This is a genomic window from Pseudidiomarina sediminum DSM 21906 (assembly GCF_000423165.1).
GTDB lineage: Bacteria > Pseudomonadota > Gammaproteobacteria > Enterobacterales > Alteromonadaceae > Pseudidiomarina > Pseudidiomarina sediminum.
The window spans coordinates 154,232-176,335 of record NZ_AUHL01000007.1 but is presented as its reverse complement, the minus strand read 5'-3'; the positions used below and the strand labels follow the sequence as shown (position 1 = coordinate 176,335).

The window sequence follows — 22,104 nt, the reverse complement described above, 5'->3', positions numbered from 1 at the left end:
CTCTGCCTGTTAATTAATGCTCAAGTGAGCGATATTTTTCACGTAGATGGTTCCGAACGCCAATGGCGGTCAGGTTTAACCCGACAATCACGGTCACCAACAAGAATGAAGTGGCGTACACCAAAGGACGCGCAGCTTCTACGTTTGGACTTTGGAAACCAACATCATAGATGTGGAAGCCTAAGTGCATAAATTTACGATCCAAGTGGAAGTACGGGAAGTTACCGTCGACTGGCAACATCGGTGCCGACTTCACCACGCCCACCAACATCAGCGGCGCTACCTCACCGGCGGCACGCGCGACCGCTAAGATCAAGCCGGTCATAATCGCTGGCGATGCCATCGGAATAATGATACGCCACAAGGTTTCCGCCTTGGTTGCGCCAAGCGCCAAACTGCCTTCACGCAAAGTGCTTGGAATACGTGACAAGCCTTCCTCGGTCGAAACAATCACCACCGGCAGGGTCAAAATAGCCAAGGTAATTGCTGCCCACATCACCCCTGGCGTACCAAAGGTTGGGCTTGGTAAGGCCTCCGGATAGAACAACTGATCCAGCGAGCCACCGACCATATAAACAAAGAAGCCCAAACCAAACACGCCGTACACAATCGAGGGTACCCCGGCAAGGTTGATCACAGCGATACGAATCAAGCGGGTAATGGCATTTTTGCCCGCGTATTCATGTAAGTAAATGGCCGCAATCACACCAAATGGCGTCACAATCACTGACATCAGCAAGACCATGAACACGGTACCAAAAATCGCTGGGAACACCCCACCTTCGGTGTTGGCTTCACGCGGATCATCGCTGACAAACTTACCAATTTGAACAAAGAAATGTCCTAACTTGGCAAAGAAGCCCATGTCATTCGGGAAGTGCACCGCCAACATCCGATACATCGGCAGGGTCAGCTCGACACCACGCATGTCACGCATCACCACTTCATCACGGCTAGCTTGTTCCCGCAGTTCAAACAGCTGTTGCTCCAGCACCTGATAATCGGCACGTAATTGCGCTTCTTCAGCGCTAATGCGCGCTTCTTCTTCGCTGGTCAATTGCCCCTGCAACTCTAAACTACGACGCTCAAGTCGCAAGTTATTCAGCGCGTAGTTAATCGCACCAATTTCTGAATCTTGCAGATCAGACGCTTGCTCGTTCAGCTCGACCACACGGTCAATACGTTGTTGCAGTACGTCACGCACATCAGCGTCGTTTACCACCGAATTGCCATTCTCGAGCACGTCCACCACGTAACCATAAAAGTTACCGTCTTTTGAACGTTCCAAGACCGCCAAATCAGCCGGTGTTTCGTCTTTGATCACCTGCGGAGCTAACACCCACGTGAAATCCAAAGGCACGTATTCACGGTTGCCGATTTTTAACAACCAACGCTCGAGCGTGTCTTCGTTGTAATTCTCCAACTGCACACCAGACTCGCGCAACCGTTCCATCGGCACGGTTTCCGTGTCGTACACTTCACCAATCACGGTCGAAACGGTGCCATCGGTGCCACGTACTTCCATCTGGTGAATTTCAGCTGGCCAGAAGAACGATAACCCGCGTGCACCAATTAACATCAGCAGCCCGATGACCGCAATGAGACTAACGCTGACCGCACCTGCGGTGAGCCAAATCCACGGTTTTCCTGAGTTAAACCATTGTTTCATGGAAATCCTCTCGCTTACATCGAGCTATATTTGTCGCGTAACCGTTGGCGGACAAGCTCAGCCACAGTGTTAAACGCGAACGTGAAAACAAACAGTACAAACGCCGCCAAGAATAAGATGCGGTAGTGCGAACTACCCACTTCTGACTCTGGCATTTCGACCGCAATGTTGGCCGACAAGGTGCGCATACCTTCGAAAATGTTCCAGTCCATGATTGGCGTGTTACCGGTCGCCATCAAGACAATCATGGTTTCACCCACGGCACGACCAAGCCCCATCATCACGGCCGAGAAAATACCTGGGCTCGCTGTAAGCAACACCACTTTGGTCAGCGTTTGCCAAGTAGTTGCGCCAAGCGCCAAAGAACCGTTCGATAAATGCTTCGGCACACTAAATACCGCATCTTCGGCAATTGAGAAGATGGTTGGGATAACCGCAAAGCCCATCGCGATACCCACCACAAGCGAGTTGCGCTGGTCAAAGGTAATGCCAAGCTCGTTGGTCAAATACTGACGCACGTTGCCGTCAAATAACCACTGCTCGAACACTGGCGACAACTGGAACGACAACCAACCGACCAAAGCGACGACAGGCACCAAAATCAGTGCAGCACGGCCATCAGTAAAGCGCGTACGCAGGCTGGCCGGTAACCGTGAAGCAATCAAGGCGAACAGGATAATTGCCAGCGGTACGAGGAAAATCACCGCAATAATGCCGGGCAAGTAGTGCTCAATTACCGGCGCTAACCAAAGTCCCGCCAAGAAACCCAAAATAACCGTTGGCAAGGCTTCCATAATTTCTACGGTCGGTTTCACCACTTTACGCACGCCCGGCGACATAAAGTACGCCGTGTAAATCGCTGCTGCCAAGCCGATAGGTACGGCAAACAACATGGCGTATGCGGCCGCTTTGATAGTACCGAACGAGATTGGCACTAAGCTGAACTTAGGCTCAAAGTCATCTGAACCCGAGGTCGACTGCCAAATATAATCAGGCTCTGGATAACCTTCGTACCACACTTCCTGCCACAAGCCACTCCACGTAACTTCTGGGTGCTCATTGTGTAAGTCGAACACATGCAATTCGTTATCGGTTTGCATTAACAAGGTATTGGCGCGTGGGTCAATCACCAAGCTTTCAGCCTGCAGCGCTTCAGGGTGGCCGCGATACAAATCCGCTTCAGAAGTGGTATGGAACACTCCCATTTCACCATTGCCCGCAATGGTATAAAACGTCCGGCGGAAGTACTCCACGACAATGGCTTCAACCGGACTATCGGCAACCTTGAAGTCACGGATAAACTGGTACCGGCGACCATCGTTGCCAGCGACTTCAAACCACTGACTGACAGTACCGTTGTCATGACCAAACAGCACTGAACTCGCGCCAGCAAGTAACGCCATACTGGTTACTTTGCCGTATTGACGACTGTCGATGGTAATCATCTGGCGTTCACGCACCGCACCACTGCGCGTTACGTCAAACACCCAGAAACGGTTGCCTTGACGTACCAACACTTGGCGCAGATCAGGCGTCACGCGTAATTCGTCAACCGCGCCCACAATAGGCAAATCACTGACTTTAGAATTGAGTTCAACCGCACCACTTAAAAAGTTGCGCTTGGCCTGAATGAAGTTGACCAACACGCGTTCGTCGACGGTTTGCATTGCGAATAATTTCGACTCGCCATCAAACTCGTAGGCAAGTTTGGTAATGTCCTGCCCCTGCGGATCAACCTGCAAGATATCGTCGTCATTCACGCCGTCAAAACGTGGCTCGGTGTAACGCTTGCCATCGACAAAACGCGAGGCAAACTTCGGCTGCACGATTTGTACCGAACCACCTGGTAAGGCGAACGCATAGCGATTGTTCTGTGGCTGCGTTTTGGTGAACGCGGTCGGCGTTTGCTCAGTAAGCTGTGCGCGCAGAAGCTCTTGTCCAGCCTGCCACTCTGACGCTGGCTTATCTTGCATAGCAAAGTAAACCAACGCACCGTCGGCAGTAAGCTGATAGCCAATTTCTGACTGCTCTTCCATGCCCATTGCCACCACTTGTTCGCTTGGACTCTTAAAGCTGCGAACGTGATTGACTTCTACGCCACGGAAAATCGGCTCAATTACATAAAGCAAATAAAAGAAGATCAGCAACAACGCGACCAAGACCATAATGCCGCCAAAGCTGACTCCCCAGCGTGCGGCGCGGTCTTTAAATAGTCGGTAATTGCTGGCCCCCATAGAGGGTTTTACTGCCGCCATCGTAACCTCGAGTGGTTGTGCAAGTTAAAGTTTTACAATGGGAATTATATAGACCAACTATGACAGTATTGTTACATGGCCGTCATAAAACTGAAATTTTAAGGGGTGTTGCTGAAAGAAAAAACCCGGCGGCTGCCGGGCTTTTTGTTTTAATTCAAACCGAGCTTTTCTAGCTCTTGCTCTACCACCATGCGTGGCAGCGGAATGTAACCGTCTTTATCGACAATTTGCTGACCGGTCTTCGACAATACCATGCGTAAGAACTCAGCTGTTGCAGGGTCAAGCGGCTTGTTCGGGTGCTTGTTCACGTATACGTAGAGGAAACGTGACAGTGGGTACTTACCTGCTAACGCGTTCTCAGTGGTTGCATCCACGTATTCACCACCTTCTTCGACCGCTAATGGGACGGTTTTCACACCAGAAGTAAGGTAACCGATACCTGAGTAACCAATCGCGTTTAATGAAGTTGAAACCGACTGTACTACTGATGCAGAACCTGGTTGCTCATTCACGTTGGCACGGAAGTCACCGTCACACAACGCCACTTCTTTAAAATAACCGTAGGTGCCTGAAACTGAGTTACGACCATACAACTGTAAGTCGCGACCTGCCCAGCTACCTTGTAAACCTAAATCACCCCAACGCTGTACTTCTGCAGTAGCACCGCATAAACGTGTGGTACTAAAGACTGCATCAACTTCAGCAATGGTCATGCCCTGAATTGGGTTATCTTTGTGTGCGAATACTGCCAAGGCATCAATCGCGACACGTACAGGTGTGGGCTTGTAACCGTGACGTTTTTCGAAAGCTTCAATTTCTTTCGACTTCATCGCACGGCTCATTGGCCCGAAGTTTGAGGTGCCTTCGGTTAACGCTGGTGGCGCAGTTGATGAGCCAGCAGCTTGAATTTGCATGTTCACGTTCGGGTAGAGGCGTTTAAACTCTTCTGCCCAGAAGGTCATCATGTTCGCTAAGGTGTCTGATCCTACAGACGATAAGTTGCCAGATAATCCACTGACTTTTTCATATTCAGGTAAGTTGTCTGTCGCTTTCTGCGCGTGTGCAGAGGTTGCAACTAGACCAGCTAAACCTAAAGCGAGAAATACTGATTTGACGTTCATAGTGACTCCAAGTGTCAATGCTGATGTTTCAGCTTTTGTTCAAATGACATGGCGAAGTTTAGAATGTCAATGTGACAGTTTAATGACATTTGACGACAATCTGTCATCTTTTTGCCAAAAATCTGTCACACCTAGGCTTTTGGGGAAACGATCAATTCTTCGGGGACGCGAACGGTAAAGGTCGTGCCTTTACCCACGATCGAGTCGATGTTTAATTTACAGTGGTGGTGATCAACCGCTTGTTTCACGATGGCGAGGCCAAGGCCTGAGCCACCTTTGCTGCTGTTGCGGTCTTTATCAATACGATAAAACCGCTCGGTCAAACGCGGAATGTGTTCAGCAGGAATACCCGGCCCAGTATCGGCGACACTAAACTCCATGTGATCGCCCACCTTATGCCAGCGCACTTTAATGGTACCGCCGGCAGGCGTGTAGTGAATCGCGTTAGTGATCAAGTTTGAGAACACACTACGCAGCTCATCTTCGCGGCCATACATCGACTCAGCGGCAATCTCAAAGTTTAACTGGTGCTGCTTGTCGGCGTTCAAACGCTCAGCATCATGGTGTAGACGTTTTAACAGTTCCGGAACAGCCACCACGCGCTCAAAAATATCACCGCGGGCGCTATCAATACGAGACAATGACAGTAATTGATCGACCAAATTGCGCATCCGCGTGCTTTGCCCATTCATGTCAGCCACGGCTTTTTGTAACAACGCCGGCGGCATTGCGCTAACGTCATCGGCCATCATTTCTAAATAGCCTTGCATCACCGTCAATGGTGTTTTCAGCTCGTGCGAGACGTTGGCAACGAAGTCTTTACGCATTTGCTCAAGCTGACGTACTTGGGTCACGTCGCGCGCCATCAGTAGGTACTGATCATCGCTGTACGGCATGATGCGCACTTCAAGTTCAATTTCTTCGCGGACGGGTGACGGCAAATACATCGATTCGCTGAAATCACCTTTTTGCAGATAACTAAGAAACTCTGGATGGCGAATCAAGTTCGATAAACGAATCCCGGTATCGCCGGGCCATTTCAAACCGAAATAAAACTGCCCGAGCTTATTGCACCAAATCAGACCACCGTCATGGCGAAACACGATTGCTGCATCAGGGATCGCCTCAGAAGCTTCACGAAAACGACGCAAGATACGTGCTAACGCGCGCCGCCGCTGTTGACTGCGACGCTGGGTGCGATAAATGCCATCGTAAATGTAACTCCAACTACCTGGCGCACTTGGCGGCAGCAACGTACGACGATGCCATAGCCAGTCCACCAATTTGTATTGGAAGTAATAGTGCCAAGCGAGGATACCAAGCAGGCCGAGGCTTAGAATTTGCCAGAAGTGACCGAATAGCCATCCTAGCGCGGCTAATGGCAAGATGTACCACAAAAAGCCGCGCAGAATGAAAACGATGGAGTACTTCCTATCCATAAGGATGACTCCGTCGCTGATTAACGTGCTGAGAAGCGGTAACCGACACCACGGACGGTCTGTACCATACGGTCATGGCCATGCATTTCAATCGCTTTGCGTAAGCGACGAATGTGAACGTCCACCGTCCGGTCTTCAACATAGACATTGGTGCCCCACACGTTGTCGAGTAACTGCTCACGACTATACACGCGATCAGGGTGTGTCATAAAGAAATGAAGTAATTTAAATTCGGTTGGCCCCATGTCCAAACGGTCGTTGTAGGCCGAGACCCGATGCGAAATCGGATCGAGCTTCAAACCATCAATTTCTAATGGCTCGTCCAACGCCGTTGGAGCGACACGGCGGAATACCGCACGCATGCGCGCCATCAATTCTTTTGGTGAGAAGGGTTTGGTAATGTAATCGTCCGCACCGACTTCTAAACCACGTACTTTATCTTCTTCTTCACCACGCGCAGTTAGCATGATGATCGGAATATTGCGGGTAAAATCGTCACTTTTTAGCTTTTTCGCTAACTGGATTCCCGAGCCTCCCGGCAACATCCAGTCCAACAAAATCATATCAGGGAAAGGCTCAACGATTTTCTCAAGGGCCACTTGATAATCATTTGCTTCCACCGCTTGATAGCCATGCTGCTCCATGACAAAACTCAACATTTCGCGGATGGGCGCCTCGTCTTCAACAATCAAAATTTTTCGTGACATTCTACTTCACCTAGTCGTTTCCATGCGGTGTCATTATTGCTTCATTGTGTGACACTTTTATGAATCTACGACATTTTTGTGAAATTTACTGCATTTGGATGTCAATCCAGACTAAACGGTGGTCGGAAGAGCGCTTGCGATCGCTCACTAATTCCGCTTTGGCTTCGCCTTCTGCTGGCCAAAAGACACCACCGTCAATAATTCGCAGGCCATAACTTGATGGCAACACGTAATCTGCGCGTTTACGCCAGCCCGCAGTATGCTGCGCTGCCAGCGGATTATCGGGCGAGTGGGCTGCACCGCCAGCACTTTCTGGAATAAAGTCGCCTTGAATGGCTTGATGCTCAAGTAACTGTTCGATTGCTCCAGGCACATTATCAGGACTTTCAATAGAAGCATTCAAATCGCCAGCAATAACAAAGCGTTGCGCCTTGGCCAAACCACCACGACGGCCTTGGTCATCGTAAATAAAGTCATTATTGCGCGCAGCGATATACTCCACCCAAAAGCGAATTTCATCATGATTACGGCGGCCGTTACGGTTCTCTTCACCATCGAACACAGGAGGCGTTGGATGGCTCGCCAAAATATGTAGCGGCGTTCCTTTCACGTCAATTACCACGTCCCAGTGTGACTTTGAACTCAGTGGCATCTCCGCCCAAGCATTCGAGCTGTACCAACCTTCATGGCTACCCGGCACCAATGGCCGTAAAGCCCCCGGTAAATCTTTCCATTTGAAGAACTGAAAGGTTCGCGTCGCTTGTGTATCAATCGGATAGCGCGACAAGATCGCCATACCATACTGGCCAAGATAGTTGCCATAGCCCCAGGCATCATCCCCCACGCCGGTGGTTTTACCATCACGGTTTAAGTCAAACGGGCTGGCTCGACCGGTATTCACGGGCGCCCAATACACGTAGGGATAAGCGATGGGCGCTTCACCATTTTGACTGACAGCCAAATAGTCGTCTTGAAACCGCGTGAGCACATCTGCTTCGGGAAGGTAATCGAACTCATTTAATAACAACACATCTGGACGGGTGTGCTGAATAATTTCAGCGATCGCCTTAATCTGAGGATGCTGGTTCGCCAAGGCATTCGGAAGCGCTTGCGCACCTTCGCTTTGCCATTTTTCCGCAGCGATGTAATTCGAAGCGTCCATACTGACATTAAAGGAGGCAACGCGTAAGGTTACCGGTTCAGGACTTTTTTCTTTCGGCATATCACACCCACCTAGGACCACGCTTAACACAGCTACAACCGAGAACAGGACTGGCTTCATCACACTTCATCTCCAATTTGGCGAAACGCCTCAGACACTTTTTTACTGTATTCGTTCCAGATTATCGGTGCAATTGGTATCTAATTTGTTTAAAATACTGTCACATTTATGACATAAACAAGTGTTATAAAATCGTAGCATTTTTTCATAAGGCTCAGTTTCAAGCGGTATTGCCTTTCAAGATTTGAATTCACTATAAACCCAGGAAATTTAGAACGATGAGTACATCTCTGCGATTTTCGCGCACAGCTAGTGCTATCGCGGTTGCTCTAGGCTTGGCCTCAACAGCAGCAGTAGCACAAGACACCTCGGCATCTATGCGAGGCGAAATTCTCGGTCCACAAGGTAACGGTGCTGCCAACACTAAAGTAGTGATTGAGCACGTTCCTTCAGGTTCGCGCACCCAAGTTATGACCGATGCAAACGGTAACTTCATCGCCAGCGGTTTGCGTGTCGGCGGTCCATACCGTATCACTTTAGATTCTGATGTGTATCAAGATGCGCAGTACTCAGAAGTCTTCTTGAAGTTAGGTGAAACCTTCCGCTTAAACGCCCAGCTTGATCAAGGCAACGTCGAGCGCATCAGCGTTACTGGCCAAGCCATCAACTATGCACAATTGAACAACGGTTCAAGCAGCTCGTTTGGCGAAGAACAAATCCAATCATTGCCAACCTATGGCCGTGACTTGAAAGAAATCGTGCGTTTGAACCCACTTGCCACTCAGCTTGGCGACGGCGACCAATTGGTCGTTGCGGGTAACAACCCGAAATACAACTCAATTACTGTTGATGGTATCGCGCAAAACGATGACTTCGGTTTGAACAGCAACGGTTACCCAACCCAAGGTTCACCAATTTCAATTGATGCGATTGCACAGTTGAATGTTGATGTCATGCCGTTTAACGCAAAAGACAGCAACTTTACCGGCGCTAAAGTGAACGCGGTAACTAAATCAGGTACCAACGAATTTGATACCTCATTGTTCTATCAGTACACCAGCGACAGCTTGGCCGGCGATCCTAGCCGTTCAATCTACGACGAAGAAGCAGGCGTACCTGCAGTCGATTACTCAGAAAAAACCTTCGGTGTTGGTGTCGGTGGTCCTATCATCGAAGACACTTTGTTCTTCTACGTAAACTACGAGAAGTCTGACGAAACCAATGCGCCATACCGTGGCCCTAAAGGTTCTGCAGCGTCAAACGACTCAAATGTCACACAAGAACAAATCGACGAAGTGATCCGCATCGCGAAAGAAGTTTACGGTTTAACTGACGCGCAGCTGGGTGACTGGAACCGTTCAACCGAAGAAAACGACGAGAAGTTGTTGGTGAAGTTGGACTGGAACATCAGCAACGAACACCGTGCAGCCTTTACCTATCAGCACACCACTGGTAACTCGATCCGTGGTCACTACGGTAACGATGGTTCAATTTCATTGTCATCAAACTGGTACGACAATGAACAGACATTGAACGCTTACGCGTTGCAGCTCTATTCAAACTGGAGTGCCAACTTCTCCAGCGACATTAAATTGTCGTACAAAGAAGTTGAAGCCCTGCAGGAACCATTAAACGGTCGTAGCATCGGTGAAATCACCGTTCAAGTAGATAACAACCGTAACGAAGTAAACTTTGGCCCTGACTACTCACGTCACGCCAACTACGGTGACAACAGTACCTTTGAATTCCAAGCAAACGGTGAATACCTGTTAGGTGATCACGCACTTGGTTTCGGCTACATGTACTCGTCAACAGACATCTACAACTTGTTCGTCCAAAACGCTTTAGGTTCTTGGCAGTTCTGGAGCCTTGAGAACTTTGCGAACAAGCAGGCGAACCGTTTCTACTACGCAGGTAGCTTAACCGGTGACTTGAATGACGCAGCAGCCGACTTTACTCAAGGTCAGCAAGCCTTCTACATCCAAGACACTTGGGCACCAACGTGGGATCTTGAGCTAACTTTTGGTGTGCGCTATGAGCGTATCTTTGCCAAAGATAAGCCAACCTATAACCCATTGTTTGCCGAGCGTTATGGTTTTGCCAACACTGAGAACCTAGACGGTAAAGATTTGATCTTGCCACGCTTTGGCTTCAAATATCAGTTAACTGACGATACTAAACTACGTGGTGGCTTCGGTCGTTACGGCGGTGGTCGTCCAAATGTTTGGGTCTCAAACTCATACACCAACAGCGGTATGGCTTTCTCGCAGTTTAATACCAGCAGCCTGCCATCATCAGCATACCTAAACGATGTTGATCCAGCTAATGTACCTGATATCGTTCAAGGCGCCTTGACGCAGGACGGTTATGTTAACGCTATCGACCCTGACTTCGAATTGCCGACAGACTGGCGTGCAAGCTTAGCGGTCGACTTCGAGCGTTTCGACATTCCAATGTTGGGTGAAGACTGGTTCGCCAGCCTAGAATACATCTACAGCCGTCGTAAAGATGACGTGCAGTGGGTTGACTTGGCGCGTCGTCCACTTCTTGATAGCGAAGGTAACGTAGTAACGACTGCTGACGGCGGCCGTATCATCTATGTGGTTGACGATCCTCTTGATGACCACACACCTATGGGTATCGGTGACGACAACGGTGTTGAGCGTTATGACTTGATGTTGACCAACGGCGACGGCGGTAGCAGCAAAATCTTCACCACAACTTTGGGTAAAGCTTGGGACAACGGTTTAAGCTTGCGTATGAGCTACACCAACCAAGACATCGAAGAAGCGGTTGCCGGTAGTTCAAGTACTGCGGTATCAAACTTCCGTTACCCTGTAACTATTGACCCGAACAATGTTGAAGCCGGTACTGCATCGTACATGGTTGAGCATCGTCTGATGGCTGACTTAACTTACCGCACTGAATTGTTCAGCGGTTACCAGTCAACCTTCGGCTTGTTCTGGGAACGTTACTCAGGTCGTCCTTGGGGCTATGCGTATAACACCTATCGCTTCAACGGCTTCGGTGACCAAAGCCAGTTTGATAGTACACCACGTTACTTGCCATACATTCCAACAGGTGCGGACGATCCGAACGTGTTGTACAGCGGTGGTTTAGATTACGATACGTTGGCGGTTTACTTGGCTGAAGCAGGTCTTGACCAGTACGCAGGCGGTTATGCACCACGTAACACCCGTCGTGCGCCTTGGACCACGAACCTTGATTTCAAATACACTCAAGAAATTCCAGGTTTGTTCAATGACCACAAAGGTGAGTTGTACATCAACGTACGTAACTTGATTGCTATCTTCGACAAAGATGCCGGTCAGAAACACGTGTTACCGTACGGCGATAACGTTCGTGAAATCGTTGCCGTAGACCTCGACGACGAAGGTCGTTACATCTACAGTGCACCGTACAACAGTGGTGACCGCTTTGACGCAATTAATAGTGCGCCAACGCGTTACCAACCTGAGCGTTCAACGTGGCAGGCGAAGATCGGCGTACGCTACCGCTTCTAATCCTGACAGTTGTCAAAAAAAGTTCAAAAAAGATCAAAAAGCCCTCGCAATTGCGGGGGCTTTTTTTTAGAATGCGCGCCAAATGCTTTCTTAAGAGATCGCTAATGGACCACGAACGCTACATGCGCCGGGCTATTGAACTGGCACAACAAGCTGAATCCCTCGGTGAAGTGCCGGTGGGAGCTGTGATCGTCCATGATCATCAGATCATCGGTGAAGGCTTCAATGAAGTGATCCGCCGTAATGACCCTTCAGCTCACGCTGAAGCGCAAGCCATTCGTGCTGCCGGTCAACACCTCGCCAACTATCGTTTGGTTGACACAACACTCTATGTTTCTCTCGAGCCCTGCGCCATGTGTGCGGGGCTTATTGTACATGCGCGCATCAAAACCGTGGTGTTCGCAACGCCTGATCCGCGTACCGGTGCAACAGGCACCGCAATCCAAGTACTGAACCACCCCTCGATGAACCATCAAGTAGAGGTAATAAGTGGCGTACTTCAGGAGCAATCAGCAACGATCTTGCAGAACTTTTTCAGAAAAAAGCGTGAACTTGCAAAATTAAAAAAGTTTCGTGAAAAACGTGTGAATTGATTAAATTTTGACTACTCTTTTCATCAAACTGTAACAGTAGTCGCTTAGCATTTGTCACCCAATAATGACAATTTGTTTAACCACAACCCAGGAAAGCAACATCATGTTGAAACATAAAACCAGCCGCATTGCAGCTGCAGTAGCCCTCGCTATTGGTCTATCTGCAACCGCAACTGCTCAAGAAACTTCTTCAAGCATTCGCGGTGTCGTCACCTCTCAAGCAGGTGAAGCCATCTCAAATGCTCAGGTTACGCTTCGTGACGAGCGTACCGGTACTTCTACGTCTCTGACTGCAAACGCTAACGGTTTGTTCTCAGCGCGTGGTCTTGCAGTAGGCGGTCCTTACACTTTGACCGTAACTGACGCACGCGGTAACACCGAAGTTGTTAAGGATGTTTACCTTACCCTAGGTGAAACTGAAAACTTAAGCGTTCAAGTCTCTCAACAGAGCGTTGAGCGTATTGAAGTTGCGGGTCGTCGTTTGACCATGACTTCTGGTGCGAACAGCCCAGCGTCAAACTTCAACCTAAGCGACTTACAGAACCAACCTTCTGCGAACCGTGACATCAAAGACGTTGTTCAAATCGATCCACGTATCTACATCAACGAAACAAACGCACGTGACATTCAGTGTGGTGGTGCTAACCCACGTTTCAATAGCTTGACTGTTGATGGTGTGCGTACCAACGATAACTTCGGCTTGAACTCAAGCGGTTACCCAACTGAGCGTATGCCTTTCTCTTACGACGCTATTGAGCAGGTTGCTGTTGAATTGGCACCATTTGATGTTCAGTACGGTGGTTTCACCGCGTGTAACATCAACGCTGTAACCAAGTCTGGTGAAAACGAATTATTCGGTAGCGTGTTCTTTGACTACACCAACGACTCATTGACTGGCGACAAGCTTGAAGGTGACGACGTGAACATCGGCGCATTCAACGAGAAGCGTTACGGTTTCAACGGTGGTGGTGCATTAGTCAAAGACAAATTGTTTGCTTTCGTAGCTTACGAGAAGCTTGAAGGTTCAGACACTTTCGACCGTGGTCCTGAAGATGCAAACGTTGCAACGCCAGTGCTTGGCGTAACGCAAGCTGACCTTGACCGTATCGCAGACATCGCGCGTAACGTCTACGGCTTCGAACCAGGTAACTTCCCAGCAAGCTTGCCGGTAGAAGATGAAAAGATTCTTGCGAAACTTGACTGGTACATCAACCAAGATCACCGTGCGTCATTCACGTACAACTACAATGATGGCTACTCAATCTCTCAGTCTGACGGCGACGACGACGAGTTAGAGTTCTCAAACCACTTCTATGAGCGTGGTGCTGAGTTCACTTCATACGTAGCACAGTTGTACTCTGACTGGACGTACAACTTCTCAACCGAAATCCGTGCGGGTTACTCAGAACTTGAGAACCGTGTTGACCCATTGGGCGGCAACGACATCGGTGAAGTGCAAATCCGTCACAACGGTAACACCATCTATTTAGGTGCTGACGATTCACGTCACGCGAACAAACTTGCGTACGACACGAACTTCTACAAAGTGTCAGGTACTTACTTGTTGAACGACCACACCTTCACTTTCGGTTATGAATACGAAAGCTATGACGTGTACAACTTGTTCATCCAAGAAGCGCAAGGTGAGCACCGTTTCGGTTCAATCGACGACTTCGAAAATGGCTTTGTTGACCGCATCATCTATGAAAACGCTGCGGGCACCAACAACCCTGAAGACGGCGCTGCGAAATTCAAGTATGCAGTGAACACTGTATATGGTCAGGATGAATACTACTTCATCGATAAAGACCTTACTTTGACTGTTGGCTTACGTTACGACTGGTACACCACCAGCGACGAACCTACGTTGAACCAATCGTTCTTGGACACTTACGGTTTCGAAAACACCGCGACACTTGACGGCGAAGGTTTATTGCAGCCGCGTGTTGGTATGAACTGGGTCGTTGACGATCAGTTAGAAATCCGTGGTGGTGTAGGTCTATACTCTGGCGGTAACCCGAACGTTTGGTTGTCAAACAACTACTCAAACAACGGTGTAACCTTGTATGAGTCAAACCGTTTTGATGTGAACTTGTTTGATGACATGGACTACGGTTCTGGTAGCCCAATCCTCGACATCCCACTTGAAATGATCGACGAAGTTGCTGCTGCAGCGGGTCGTGGTCCAGTGAACGCTTTGGATCCGAACTTCGAACTTCCTAGCGAGTGGAAATACGCATTAGGCGCAACCTACGTTACTGAAAACGACTACGTATTCATGGCTGACTTCTTGCACACACGTAAGCAAGACGCTGCTATCGTACGTGACTTACGTGCGGTACAAGTAGGTACAGCTCCTGACGGTCGTCCAGTGTACGAGCGTAACGGTTCTGATGCCTTCATGCTGACTAACGTAGATGGTGACTCTGGTAAGCAAACCAGCATCAGCTTCGCGGTATCTAAAGAGCACGACTGGGGCTTCGATTGGTCACTTGCTTATGCTTGGAACAAAGCAGAAGACGTGAACCCAATGACCAGCTCAGTGGCGTACTCAAACTACACCAACTTGGCAACTGCTGACAGCGAGAACCCAGGCATCGCGACCTCTAACTACGAGATCCCGCACCGCTTCACGTTCCGTGGTACTTACACTGCTGAGTTCTTAAGTGGTTATGACACTACCTTCAGCGTATTCGCATCTGCGAACAAAGGCCGTCCATACAGCTTCACCATGAACGCTGATGTGGGTGACATCACCCGTGGTCGTTCATTGTTGTACGTACCAACAGGTGCTGACGATGCCAACGTTGTTTGGGGCGATAGCCTAACTAGCGGTGAAATCGACACCTTCTTGCAGTTCTTGAGCGATGCAGGTTTGGACAAGTATGCAGGCGGTATCGCCGAGCGTAACGCGTTCAACAGCGATTGGTGGCACAAAATGGACTTGAAAGTTGAGCAAGAATTGCCAGGTTTCATGGACGGTCACAAATCAAGCATCTACTTCGTAGTAGATAACTTCACTAACTTGTTAAACGACGACTGGGGCGTATTGTACGAAACAAGCTTCCCACGTGCGGTTAACGTTGCTGAAGTTAGCATCAACGACCAGAACCAGTGGGTATTCGAAGACATCAGCCCACGTATCAATGGCGTACAAGGCCGTGCCGGTTCTCCTTCACTTTGGAGCATCCGTTTAGGCTTCCAGTACGACTTCTAAGTTAAATCTTAGAACGCAAAAACCCGGCTCAATGAGCCGGGTTTTTTATTGCCTGCTGCTGACGAGACTACTTAGCCAACAGACACAAAAAAACCGCCCGAAGGCGGTTTTTCAATTTGCGCTAGAGGCGATTAGCCAAGATAAACACGCGCGTTACGGAACATCCGCATCCACGGGCTATCTTCACTCCAGTCGTCAGGGTGCCAGCTGTTCGCCACGGTACGGAACACACGCTCAGGGTGCGGCATCATAATCGAGACACGACCGTCAGGCGTGGTTAAACCGGTAATACCTTCCGGTGAACCGTTCGGGTTGGCTGGATACTGACTGGCCACCGAGCCATTGGCATTGATATAACGTAACGCAACTAAACCTTGCTCAGTCACTGTCGCTAAGTTGTTGCCTTTGAACTCGGCACGTCCTTCACCGTGAGACACCGCAATCGGCATCTTAGAGCCTTGCATGCCGTTAAAGAACAACGACGGGCTTTGCTGTACTTCAACCATACTAAAGCGCGCTTCAAAGCGTTCTGAGCGGTTGGTCACAAAGTGAGGCCAAGCTTCTGCACCAGGAATCAAGTCACGTAAGTTCGACAGCATCTGACAGCCGTTACACACACCTAATGCGAAGGTTTTATCACGCTCAAAGAACGCCGAAAACTCATCGCGGGCACGACTGTTAAACAGAATCGACTTCGCCCAACCTTCACCGGCACCTAGTACGTCACCGTACGAGAAACCACCACAGGCAACCAAGCCATCAAAGCTATCAAGACTAATGCGACCGCTTAAGATATCACTCATGTGCACGTCAATGGCAGCAAAACCAGCGCGATCGAAGGCCGCAGCCATTTCCACATGGGAGTTGACGCCCTGCTCACGCAAGATAGCGATCATCGGGTCACGGCCGGTATTGATGTAAGGCGCCGCGATATCTTCACTGGTATCAAAGGTCAAATCCGCAAACAAACCACTGTTTTTCGGATCTTGCTTCAAAGCAAACTCTTCATCCGCACAAGCTGGGTTATCGCGCAAACGCTGCATCTGATGCGTGGTTTCCGCCCAAACTTTACGATAATGGCTACGCGCTTCGCTGAGAACTGCATTGCCGTTACGGGAAAAGGTCAACTGGTCACCTTCCATAACGTCACCAATCACATGCGTCATCTCCGCAAGACCAGCGTCAGCGTAGGCAGCTAATACGTTATCAAGGTCACTCGCACGCACTTGCAATACCGCGCCAAGCTCTTCGTTGTATAAAGCAGTCAAATCATCCGCATGCACGTTATCAAGCGCAACGGCTGCTGCACAGTTACCGGCAAACGCCATTTCCGCCACAGTCACAAACAGACCGCCGTCTGAACGGTCATGGTACGCGACGACCTTCTTATCGTGGATAAGCTGTTGGGTCGCGTTGAAAAAGCCAGCAAGGTGCGCAGCTTTATCTACCGTCGGGGTTTCCTTACCTAACTGGCGATAGACTTGCGCCAAGGCTGAACCACCCATACGACCTTGGCCAGCGCCAAGATCAATCAACACCAACTTGGTCTCACCTAAATCGGTACGCAACTGCGGCGTTACCGTACGACGCACATCACGCACGCGGCCAAAGGCAGTAATCACCAGGCTTAATGGTGCCGTCACCGCTTTATCTTCACCGTTTTCTTGCCACTGGGTTTTCATCGACATCGAGTCTTTACCCACTGGAATGGTAATGCCTAGCTCAGGACAAAGCTCTTCACCGACGGCTTTCACAGCTTCATACAAACCAGCGTCTTCACCAGGGTGTCCTGCTGCTGCCATCCAGTTTGCTGACAATTTAATATGCTTCAAATCACCGATGTCGGCTGCCGCAATGTTGGTTAAAGCTTCACCGACCGCCATTTTCGCTGAGGCGGCAAAGTCTAACAATGCCAACGGCGTACGCTCACCCATTGCCATTGCTTCACCCGCATAGGAGTCATAGCTCGCGGCTGTAACAGCAACGTCCGCGACAGGGATCTGCCAAGGACCGACCATTTGGTCACGCGCAACCAAACCGGTTACGGTACGGTCACCAATGGTAATTAAGAAGGTTTTTTCAGCAATCGCTGGTAAACGCAATAAACGCTCCGCAGCTTCAGCAAGTTCAATACCTTGGGTTGCTAGGGCTTGGCCTTCTGCACGCTGCGAGGTTACATCACGATGCATTTTCGGCGGCTTGCCAAGCAACACATCTAATGGCAAGTCAATCGGCTTGTTCTCGAAGTGGCTGTCAGTTAATGACAAGTGCTCTTCTTCAATCGCTTCACCGATAACGGCATATGGTGCGCGCTCACGCTTACAAATGGCTTCAAAGGTTTCCATGCGTGACGCATCGATCGCCAATACATAGCGTTCTTGTGACTCGTTACACCAGATCGCCAACGGTGACATGCCCGGTTCATCATTTGGAATAGCACGTAGCTCGAACTTACCACCGCGACCACCATCACTCACCAGTTCTGGCATAGCGTTAGACAAGCCACCGGCACCGACGTCGTGGATAAAGGCAATCGGGTTCTTCTCACCCAACTGCCAGCAGCGATCAATCACCTCTTGGCAACGACGTTCCATTTCTGGGTTGTCACGCTGAACTGAGGCGAAGTCTAAATCTTCACTTGAGGTGCCCGATGTCATCGACGATGCCGCCCCACCACCCAGACCGATATTCATCGCCGGACCACCAAGAACAACTAACTTGGCGCCTACTGGAATTTCACCTTTCTCGACGTGATTTTCGCGAATGTTCCCCATACCGCCGGCAATCATGATCGGCTTATGGTAACCACGTACTTCAACACCATTATGGCTGTCGACGCGCTCTTCAAAGGTACGGAAATAACCGGTTAAGGCTGGGCGACCAAACTCGTTGTTGAACGCAGCACCACCGAGTGGGCCGTCCAACATAATCTCAAGGGCCGTCACAATCCGATCTGGCTTACCGAAATCTTCTTCCCACGGCTGTTCAAAACCCGGAATACGAAGGTTTGACACACTAAAGCCAACCAATCCTGCTTTCGGCTTAGCACCACGACCCGTTGCACCTTCATCACGGATTTCACCGCCTGAACCTGTTGCCGCGCCTGGGAACGGCGAAATCGCCGTTGGGTGGTTGTGAGTTTCCACCTTCATTAAAATATGCACAGGCTCGTGGTGGTAGCTGTACTCACCAGCTGCTGCCGTGCCCGCTGGATACGGATAGAAACGTCCAGCTTCTGAACCGACCATGACCGCTGCATTGTCTTTATACGCTGACAATACATACTCAGGGGTCGCTTCATAGGTATTTTTGATCATTTTGAACAGCGATTTGATCTGTTCTTTGCCATCAATGGTCCAATCTGCATTGAAGATCTTGTGACGGCAATGCTCCGAGTTTGCCTGAGCAAACATGTAGAGCTCAATGTCGTTCGGGTTACGGCCAAGTTGCGTGAAGTTCTCATACAAGTAATCAACTTCATCATCTGCCAAGGCTAAACCCATCGAGATGTTCGCCTTCGCCAACGCGTCGCGACCGCCGGCAAGGATATCTACCGATGCAAGTGGCGCAGGCTCTGCTGCGGCAAACAAGCAACTGGCGGCTTGCATGTCATCCATCACCGACTCGGTCATGCGATCATGCAAAATCGCTTGCGCGCGCTCGACATCAGCATCACTCAACGTACCTGTTAAGTAGTATGCAATACCACGCTCGATGCGGCGGACTTGCTGTAAACCACAGTTATGCGCAATATCCGATGCTTTAGATGACCATGGAGAAATGGTGCCCTGACGAGGTGTCACTAACAACAGACGACCTTCAGGTAGATGTTGCGCTAGGGCTGGACCATAGGTGAGCAATTTGCGTAACACTTGTTGCTGTTCGTCATTCAGCGGAGCTGTGACATCAACAAAGTGCATGAATTCAGCGTAGATATCCTGCACAGGAACATCAGCTTGCTGTAACCGTTTTAACAACTTTTCGGTACGAAACTCAGATAGGGCTGGGGCGCCGCGTACTATCTCCACAGGGTTAATCTCCAGGTTGGCAGTGGATGGCTTGAACGACTGACTAAAGAAGCCGCATATTATAAAGGTTTAATCGTCTTTTTCACACAACCGAAACCACTTTTGTCGACGATGGTTCTTCAAACTGTCACGTTTTCGTAGCCACGCTCGGCGACGGGTCTGAGCGGGAAGTCGTTTATTGCTGCGCATCTGGGGCCTCATCTCCACTCCCGCTAGGAAGTGAAATCTCTATCGGTTGCGCTGGAATGCGTCCTCTCTCATCCAACCACACCAAGGTATCGTAATAGCGACGTATGTTTCCTACATAGCGCACGGGTTCATCACCACGCGCAAAACCATAGCGCGTTTGACGGTAATACTTTTTCTGACGCAACAGCGGTAACCGCTTGCGCACATCAATCCAACGGTCAGGGTCCGCACCTTGGCGCTCGGTGAGAACCCGCGCATCCTCAAGGTGACCGTAACCAATATTATAGGCGGCTAACGCAAACCATGTGCGGTCAGGCTCAGGAATTCGCGCCGGAATGGTATCGTGCATGCGTTCAAAGTAACGTGCGCCACCGCGAATACTCTGTTCTGGATTCAAGCGACTGGTGACCCCCATCGCCTCTGCCGTGGGTAGTGTCAGCATCATCAACCCCCGTACGCCTGTGGGAGAGACAGCGCGCGGGTTCCACAAGCTTTCTTGGTAGGAAATAGCGGCAAGTAAGCGCCAATCCAAACGCCCCGAGTGCTCGACAAAAAAGTCTCGATACTTCGGCAAGCTGGTTTGTACGGCTTTGATAAAGGCGCTGGTATCGACATAGTTAAATTGCGCTGCATGACCAAAATACTGATCCACCAAACGCGCCAATTCACCTGAGCCACGTAATTCACCAAAGAATTTCAACACTTCAGCATAGAGCGAAGCGTCACGTTCAGCAGCGAGCATCCAGCTGATATCAAGATCATCGCGCACGGTAAACGCAACGCTGATATTCGGGAAATAGCGGCGCTGCATATCTAAAATGTTGCTGTCGGTGATGGTAAAGGCAATGTCACCATCAATCACCGCCCGTAATAACTCTGCAGCGTCGTGCTCATTCGTTGCACGCCAGCGCAAGTTGGGATAATTCTTGGCATTGCGCTGCAGCCAGTCATGATGACTGCTGCCGGCCACCACCACCACTTCATCGTCGACTTGGCTCCATTCGCGAGGACGAGCACGCGAGCCCTGACGATAAACCAAGCGTTGTGCCACTTCTTGATACGGTGGCCCAAAGCGATAACGGCGATCACGGGCGGGGGTACGATCGAGTCCAGCCGCAACCACGTCAACCTGATGCTGGTCAAGTAAGGTGAAGAGATCGTTGAGGTTATAGCGCGAGACAACTTCAAGTTCTACGCCGAGTTGCTCAGCAAAGTTAGCGGCCAATGCGTACTCAAGGCCGGTTTCACTTTCAAGATCATGGTAATAGGTAGTGGGGCCAAGCAAAGTGCCCACTCGTAACACCCCGCGCTCTTGGATTTGAGTGAGGTGATCGGGCTGCGGTTGCGGCGCACAGCCAACGAGAAAAAGAAGAGCTAATAACGCAAAGAAACGCGTCACACTAGCTACTCCCTGTCGATGGAATATAGAGCAAAAGTCACCTTTTCAGTCCAGCAACACACGAATCGGTAAGTGCACCGAGCACTTCATTTAAGTGCATTATAGTAGCACCGTCGCGGTATTTCACATAGACGAAATTTTTATGGAAACGGCGCCAACCATCACCAGAAGGACTTAATTTTAGCGCAGAAAATCAATCATCTAAGCTTTACACAATCTACACAGCTTGCGCGTTGACCCTCACTTTAGGAGGGCGTTAGTATCGCGTCATCAACGACTTCCGCTCATCCGTTAGAAGGAGACAGCTATGTCTTTCCGCAAACTACTACCAGTACTCGCTCTCACGACTCTTGCCGCGCCTGCGCTAGCCAATGATCTTAAGCCAGGCCTCTGGGAATCGACCAAATATCTTGAAGGCGAAGGGTTGCCAGCTGAACTCACCGAAAAGAAGACCGTAAAACAATGCCTATCTGCTGATGAAACCTCAGATATTGCCGCGTTGATGGAGCAGAAATGGAATGAAATTAACTGCCAAGATATCGACATACAACGCAACGGTAAGGTCATTGAAGGCCAAGCGGCTTGTAAAATGGGTCCGCGTACGACCCAAGTTGAAACCACGGTAACCTTACACAGTGACCAGCACTACACCATGAAAACCGTGATGACCAACGAAGGGCAAGCGATTGCGCATGCCGAGCGCAAGTGGCTGCAAGCCGACTGTGAAAATTAACATTAACG

The 22,104-nt window shown here is 49.9% G+C and carries 12 protein-coding genes; 4 read left to right on the top strand and 8 right to left on the bottom strand.

Annotated elements, in window-relative coordinates; all coding sequences use genetic code 11:
- Positions 1-13: 13 nt before the first annotated feature.
- The 6 genes from pstA to G535_RS0104130 all read right to left on the bottom strand — a co-directional run bounded on the left by pstA (position 14) and on the right by G535_RS0104130 (position 8,473).
- Positions 14-1,669 carry a phosphate ABC transporter permease PstA gene (gene pstA / locus G535_RS0104155; protein WP_026860917.1) on the bottom strand — a complete coding sequence of 552 codons (1,656 nt, stop codon included), beginning with the start codon at positions 1,667-1,669 and terminating at the stop codon, positions 14-16.
- 14 nt (positions 1,670-1,683) lie between these two features.
- Entirely contained in the window at positions 1,684-3,924 is a 2,241-nt protein-coding gene (locus G535_RS0104150) for an ABC transporter permease subunit (protein ID WP_051206942.1), read from the bottom strand.
- A 149-nt stretch (positions 3,925-4,073) separates the two neighbouring features.
- Positions 4,074-5,045 (bottom strand): PstS family phosphate ABC transporter substrate-binding protein, encoded by a 972-nt coding sequence (locus G535_RS0104145; RefSeq protein WP_026860915.1) that lies wholly within the window; start codon positions 5,043-5,045, stop codon positions 4,074-4,076.
- A gap of 131 nt (positions 5,046-5,176) precedes the next feature.
- Positions 5,177-6,484 (bottom strand): phosphate regulon sensor histidine kinase PhoR, encoded by a 1,308-nt coding sequence (gene phoR, locus G535_RS0104140; protein WP_026860914.1) that lies wholly within the window; start codon positions 6,482-6,484, stop codon positions 5,177-5,179.
- 20 nt (positions 6,485-6,504) lie between these two features.
- On the bottom strand, positions 6,505-7,191 hold the full coding sequence (phoB, locus tag G535_RS0104135; protein ID WP_026860913.1) for a phosphate regulon transcriptional regulator PhoB: 687 nt from the start codon (positions 7,189-7,191) through the stop codon (positions 6,505-6,507).
- 85 nt (positions 7,192-7,276) lie between these two features.
- Positions 7,277-8,473, bottom strand: a complete 1,197-nt coding sequence (locus tag G535_RS0104130) for an endonuclease/exonuclease/phosphatase family protein (RefSeq protein WP_034727577.1) — start codon at positions 8,471-8,473, stop codon at positions 7,277-7,279.
- 218 nt (positions 8,474-8,691) lie between these two features.
- Here G535_RS0104130 and G535_RS0104125 point away from each other — a divergent pair, with 218 nt between their 5' ends.
- From G535_RS0104125 to G535_RS0104115, 3 genes are all read left to right on the top strand, one after another.
- Positions 8,692-11,937 (top strand): TonB-dependent receptor, encoded by a 3,246-nt coding sequence (locus tag G535_RS0104125; RefSeq protein WP_026860911.1) that lies wholly within the window; start codon positions 8,692-8,694, stop codon positions 11,935-11,937.
- Positions 11,938-12,041: 104 nt separating this feature from the next.
- Positions 12,042-12,530: a tRNA adenosine(34) deaminase TadA gene (gene tadA / locus G535_RS0104120; protein WP_206750283.1), complete on the top strand. Its 489-nt coding sequence runs from the start codon at positions 12,042-12,044 to the stop codon at positions 12,528-12,530.
- Between the two features lie 103 nt (positions 12,531-12,633).
- Complete coding sequence (locus G535_RS0104115) at positions 12,634-15,747, top strand: TonB-dependent receptor (protein WP_126775204.1); 3,114 nt, start codon at positions 12,634-12,636, stop codon at positions 15,745-15,747.
- Between the two features lie 131 nt (positions 15,748-15,878).
- On the opposite strand, the gene purL is transcribed toward G535_RS0104115, so the two are convergent.
- Complete coding sequence (purL, locus tag G535_RS0104110) at positions 15,879-19,775, bottom strand: phosphoribosylformylglycinamidine synthase (protein WP_026860908.1); 3,897 nt, start codon at positions 19,773-19,775, stop codon at positions 15,879-15,881.
- A 175-nt stretch (positions 19,776-19,950) separates the two neighbouring features.
- Positions 19,951-21,363, bottom strand: a complete 1,413-nt coding sequence (mltF, locus tag G535_RS0104105) for a membrane-bound lytic murein transglycosylase MltF (RefSeq protein ID WP_026860907.1) — start codon at positions 21,361-21,363, stop codon at positions 19,951-19,953.
- A gap of 307 nt (positions 21,364-21,670) precedes the next feature.
- Between mltF and G535_RS0104100 the strand changes: the two genes are divergently transcribed.
- Positions 21,671-22,096 (top strand): DUF3617 domain-containing protein, encoded by a 426-nt coding sequence (locus tag G535_RS0104100; protein ID WP_026860906.1) that lies wholly within the window; start codon positions 21,671-21,673, stop codon positions 22,094-22,096.
- Positions 22,097-22,104: the final 8 nt, after the last annotated feature.

What these genes read in the sequence shown, in the direction of transcription:
- pstA (WP_026860917.1), bottom strand. Translation starts at nt 1,669, where the DNA reads ATGAAACAATGGTTTAACTCAGGAAAACCGTGGATTTGGCTCACCGCA.
- G535_RS0104150 (WP_051206942.1), bottom strand. Translation starts at nt 3,924, where the DNA reads ATGGCGGCAGTAAAACCCTCTATGGGGGCCAGCAATTACCGACTATTT.
- G535_RS0104145 (WP_026860915.1), bottom strand. Translation starts at nt 5,045, where the DNA reads ATGAACGTCAAATCAGTATTTCTCGCTTTAGGTTTAGCTGGTCTAGTT.
- phoR (WP_026860914.1), bottom strand. Translation starts at nt 6,484, where the DNA reads ATGGATAGGAAGTACTCCATCGTTTTCATTCTGCGCGGCTTTTTGTGG.
- phoB (WP_026860913.1), bottom strand. Translation starts at nt 7,191, where the DNA reads ATGTCACGAAAAATTTTGATTGTTGAAGACGAGGCGCCCATCCGCGAA.
- G535_RS0104130 (WP_034727577.1), bottom strand. Translation starts at nt 8,473, where the DNA reads ATGAAGCCAGTCCTGTTCTCGGTTGTAGCTGTGTTAAGCGTGGTCCTA.
- G535_RS0104125 (WP_026860911.1), top strand. Translation starts at nt 8,692, where the DNA reads ATGAGTACATCTCTGCGATTTTCGCGCACAGCTAGTGCTATCGCGGTT.
- tadA (WP_206750283.1), top strand. Translation starts at nt 12,042, where the DNA reads ATGGACCACGAACGCTACATGCGCCGGGCTATTGAACTGGCACAACAA.
- G535_RS0104115 (WP_126775204.1), top strand. Translation starts at nt 12,634, where the DNA reads ATGTTGAAACATAAAACCAGCCGCATTGCAGCTGCAGTAGCCCTCGCT.
- G535_RS0104100 (WP_026860906.1), top strand. Translation starts at nt 21,671, where the DNA reads ATGTCTTTCCGCAAACTACTACCAGTACTCGCTCTCACGACTCTTGCC.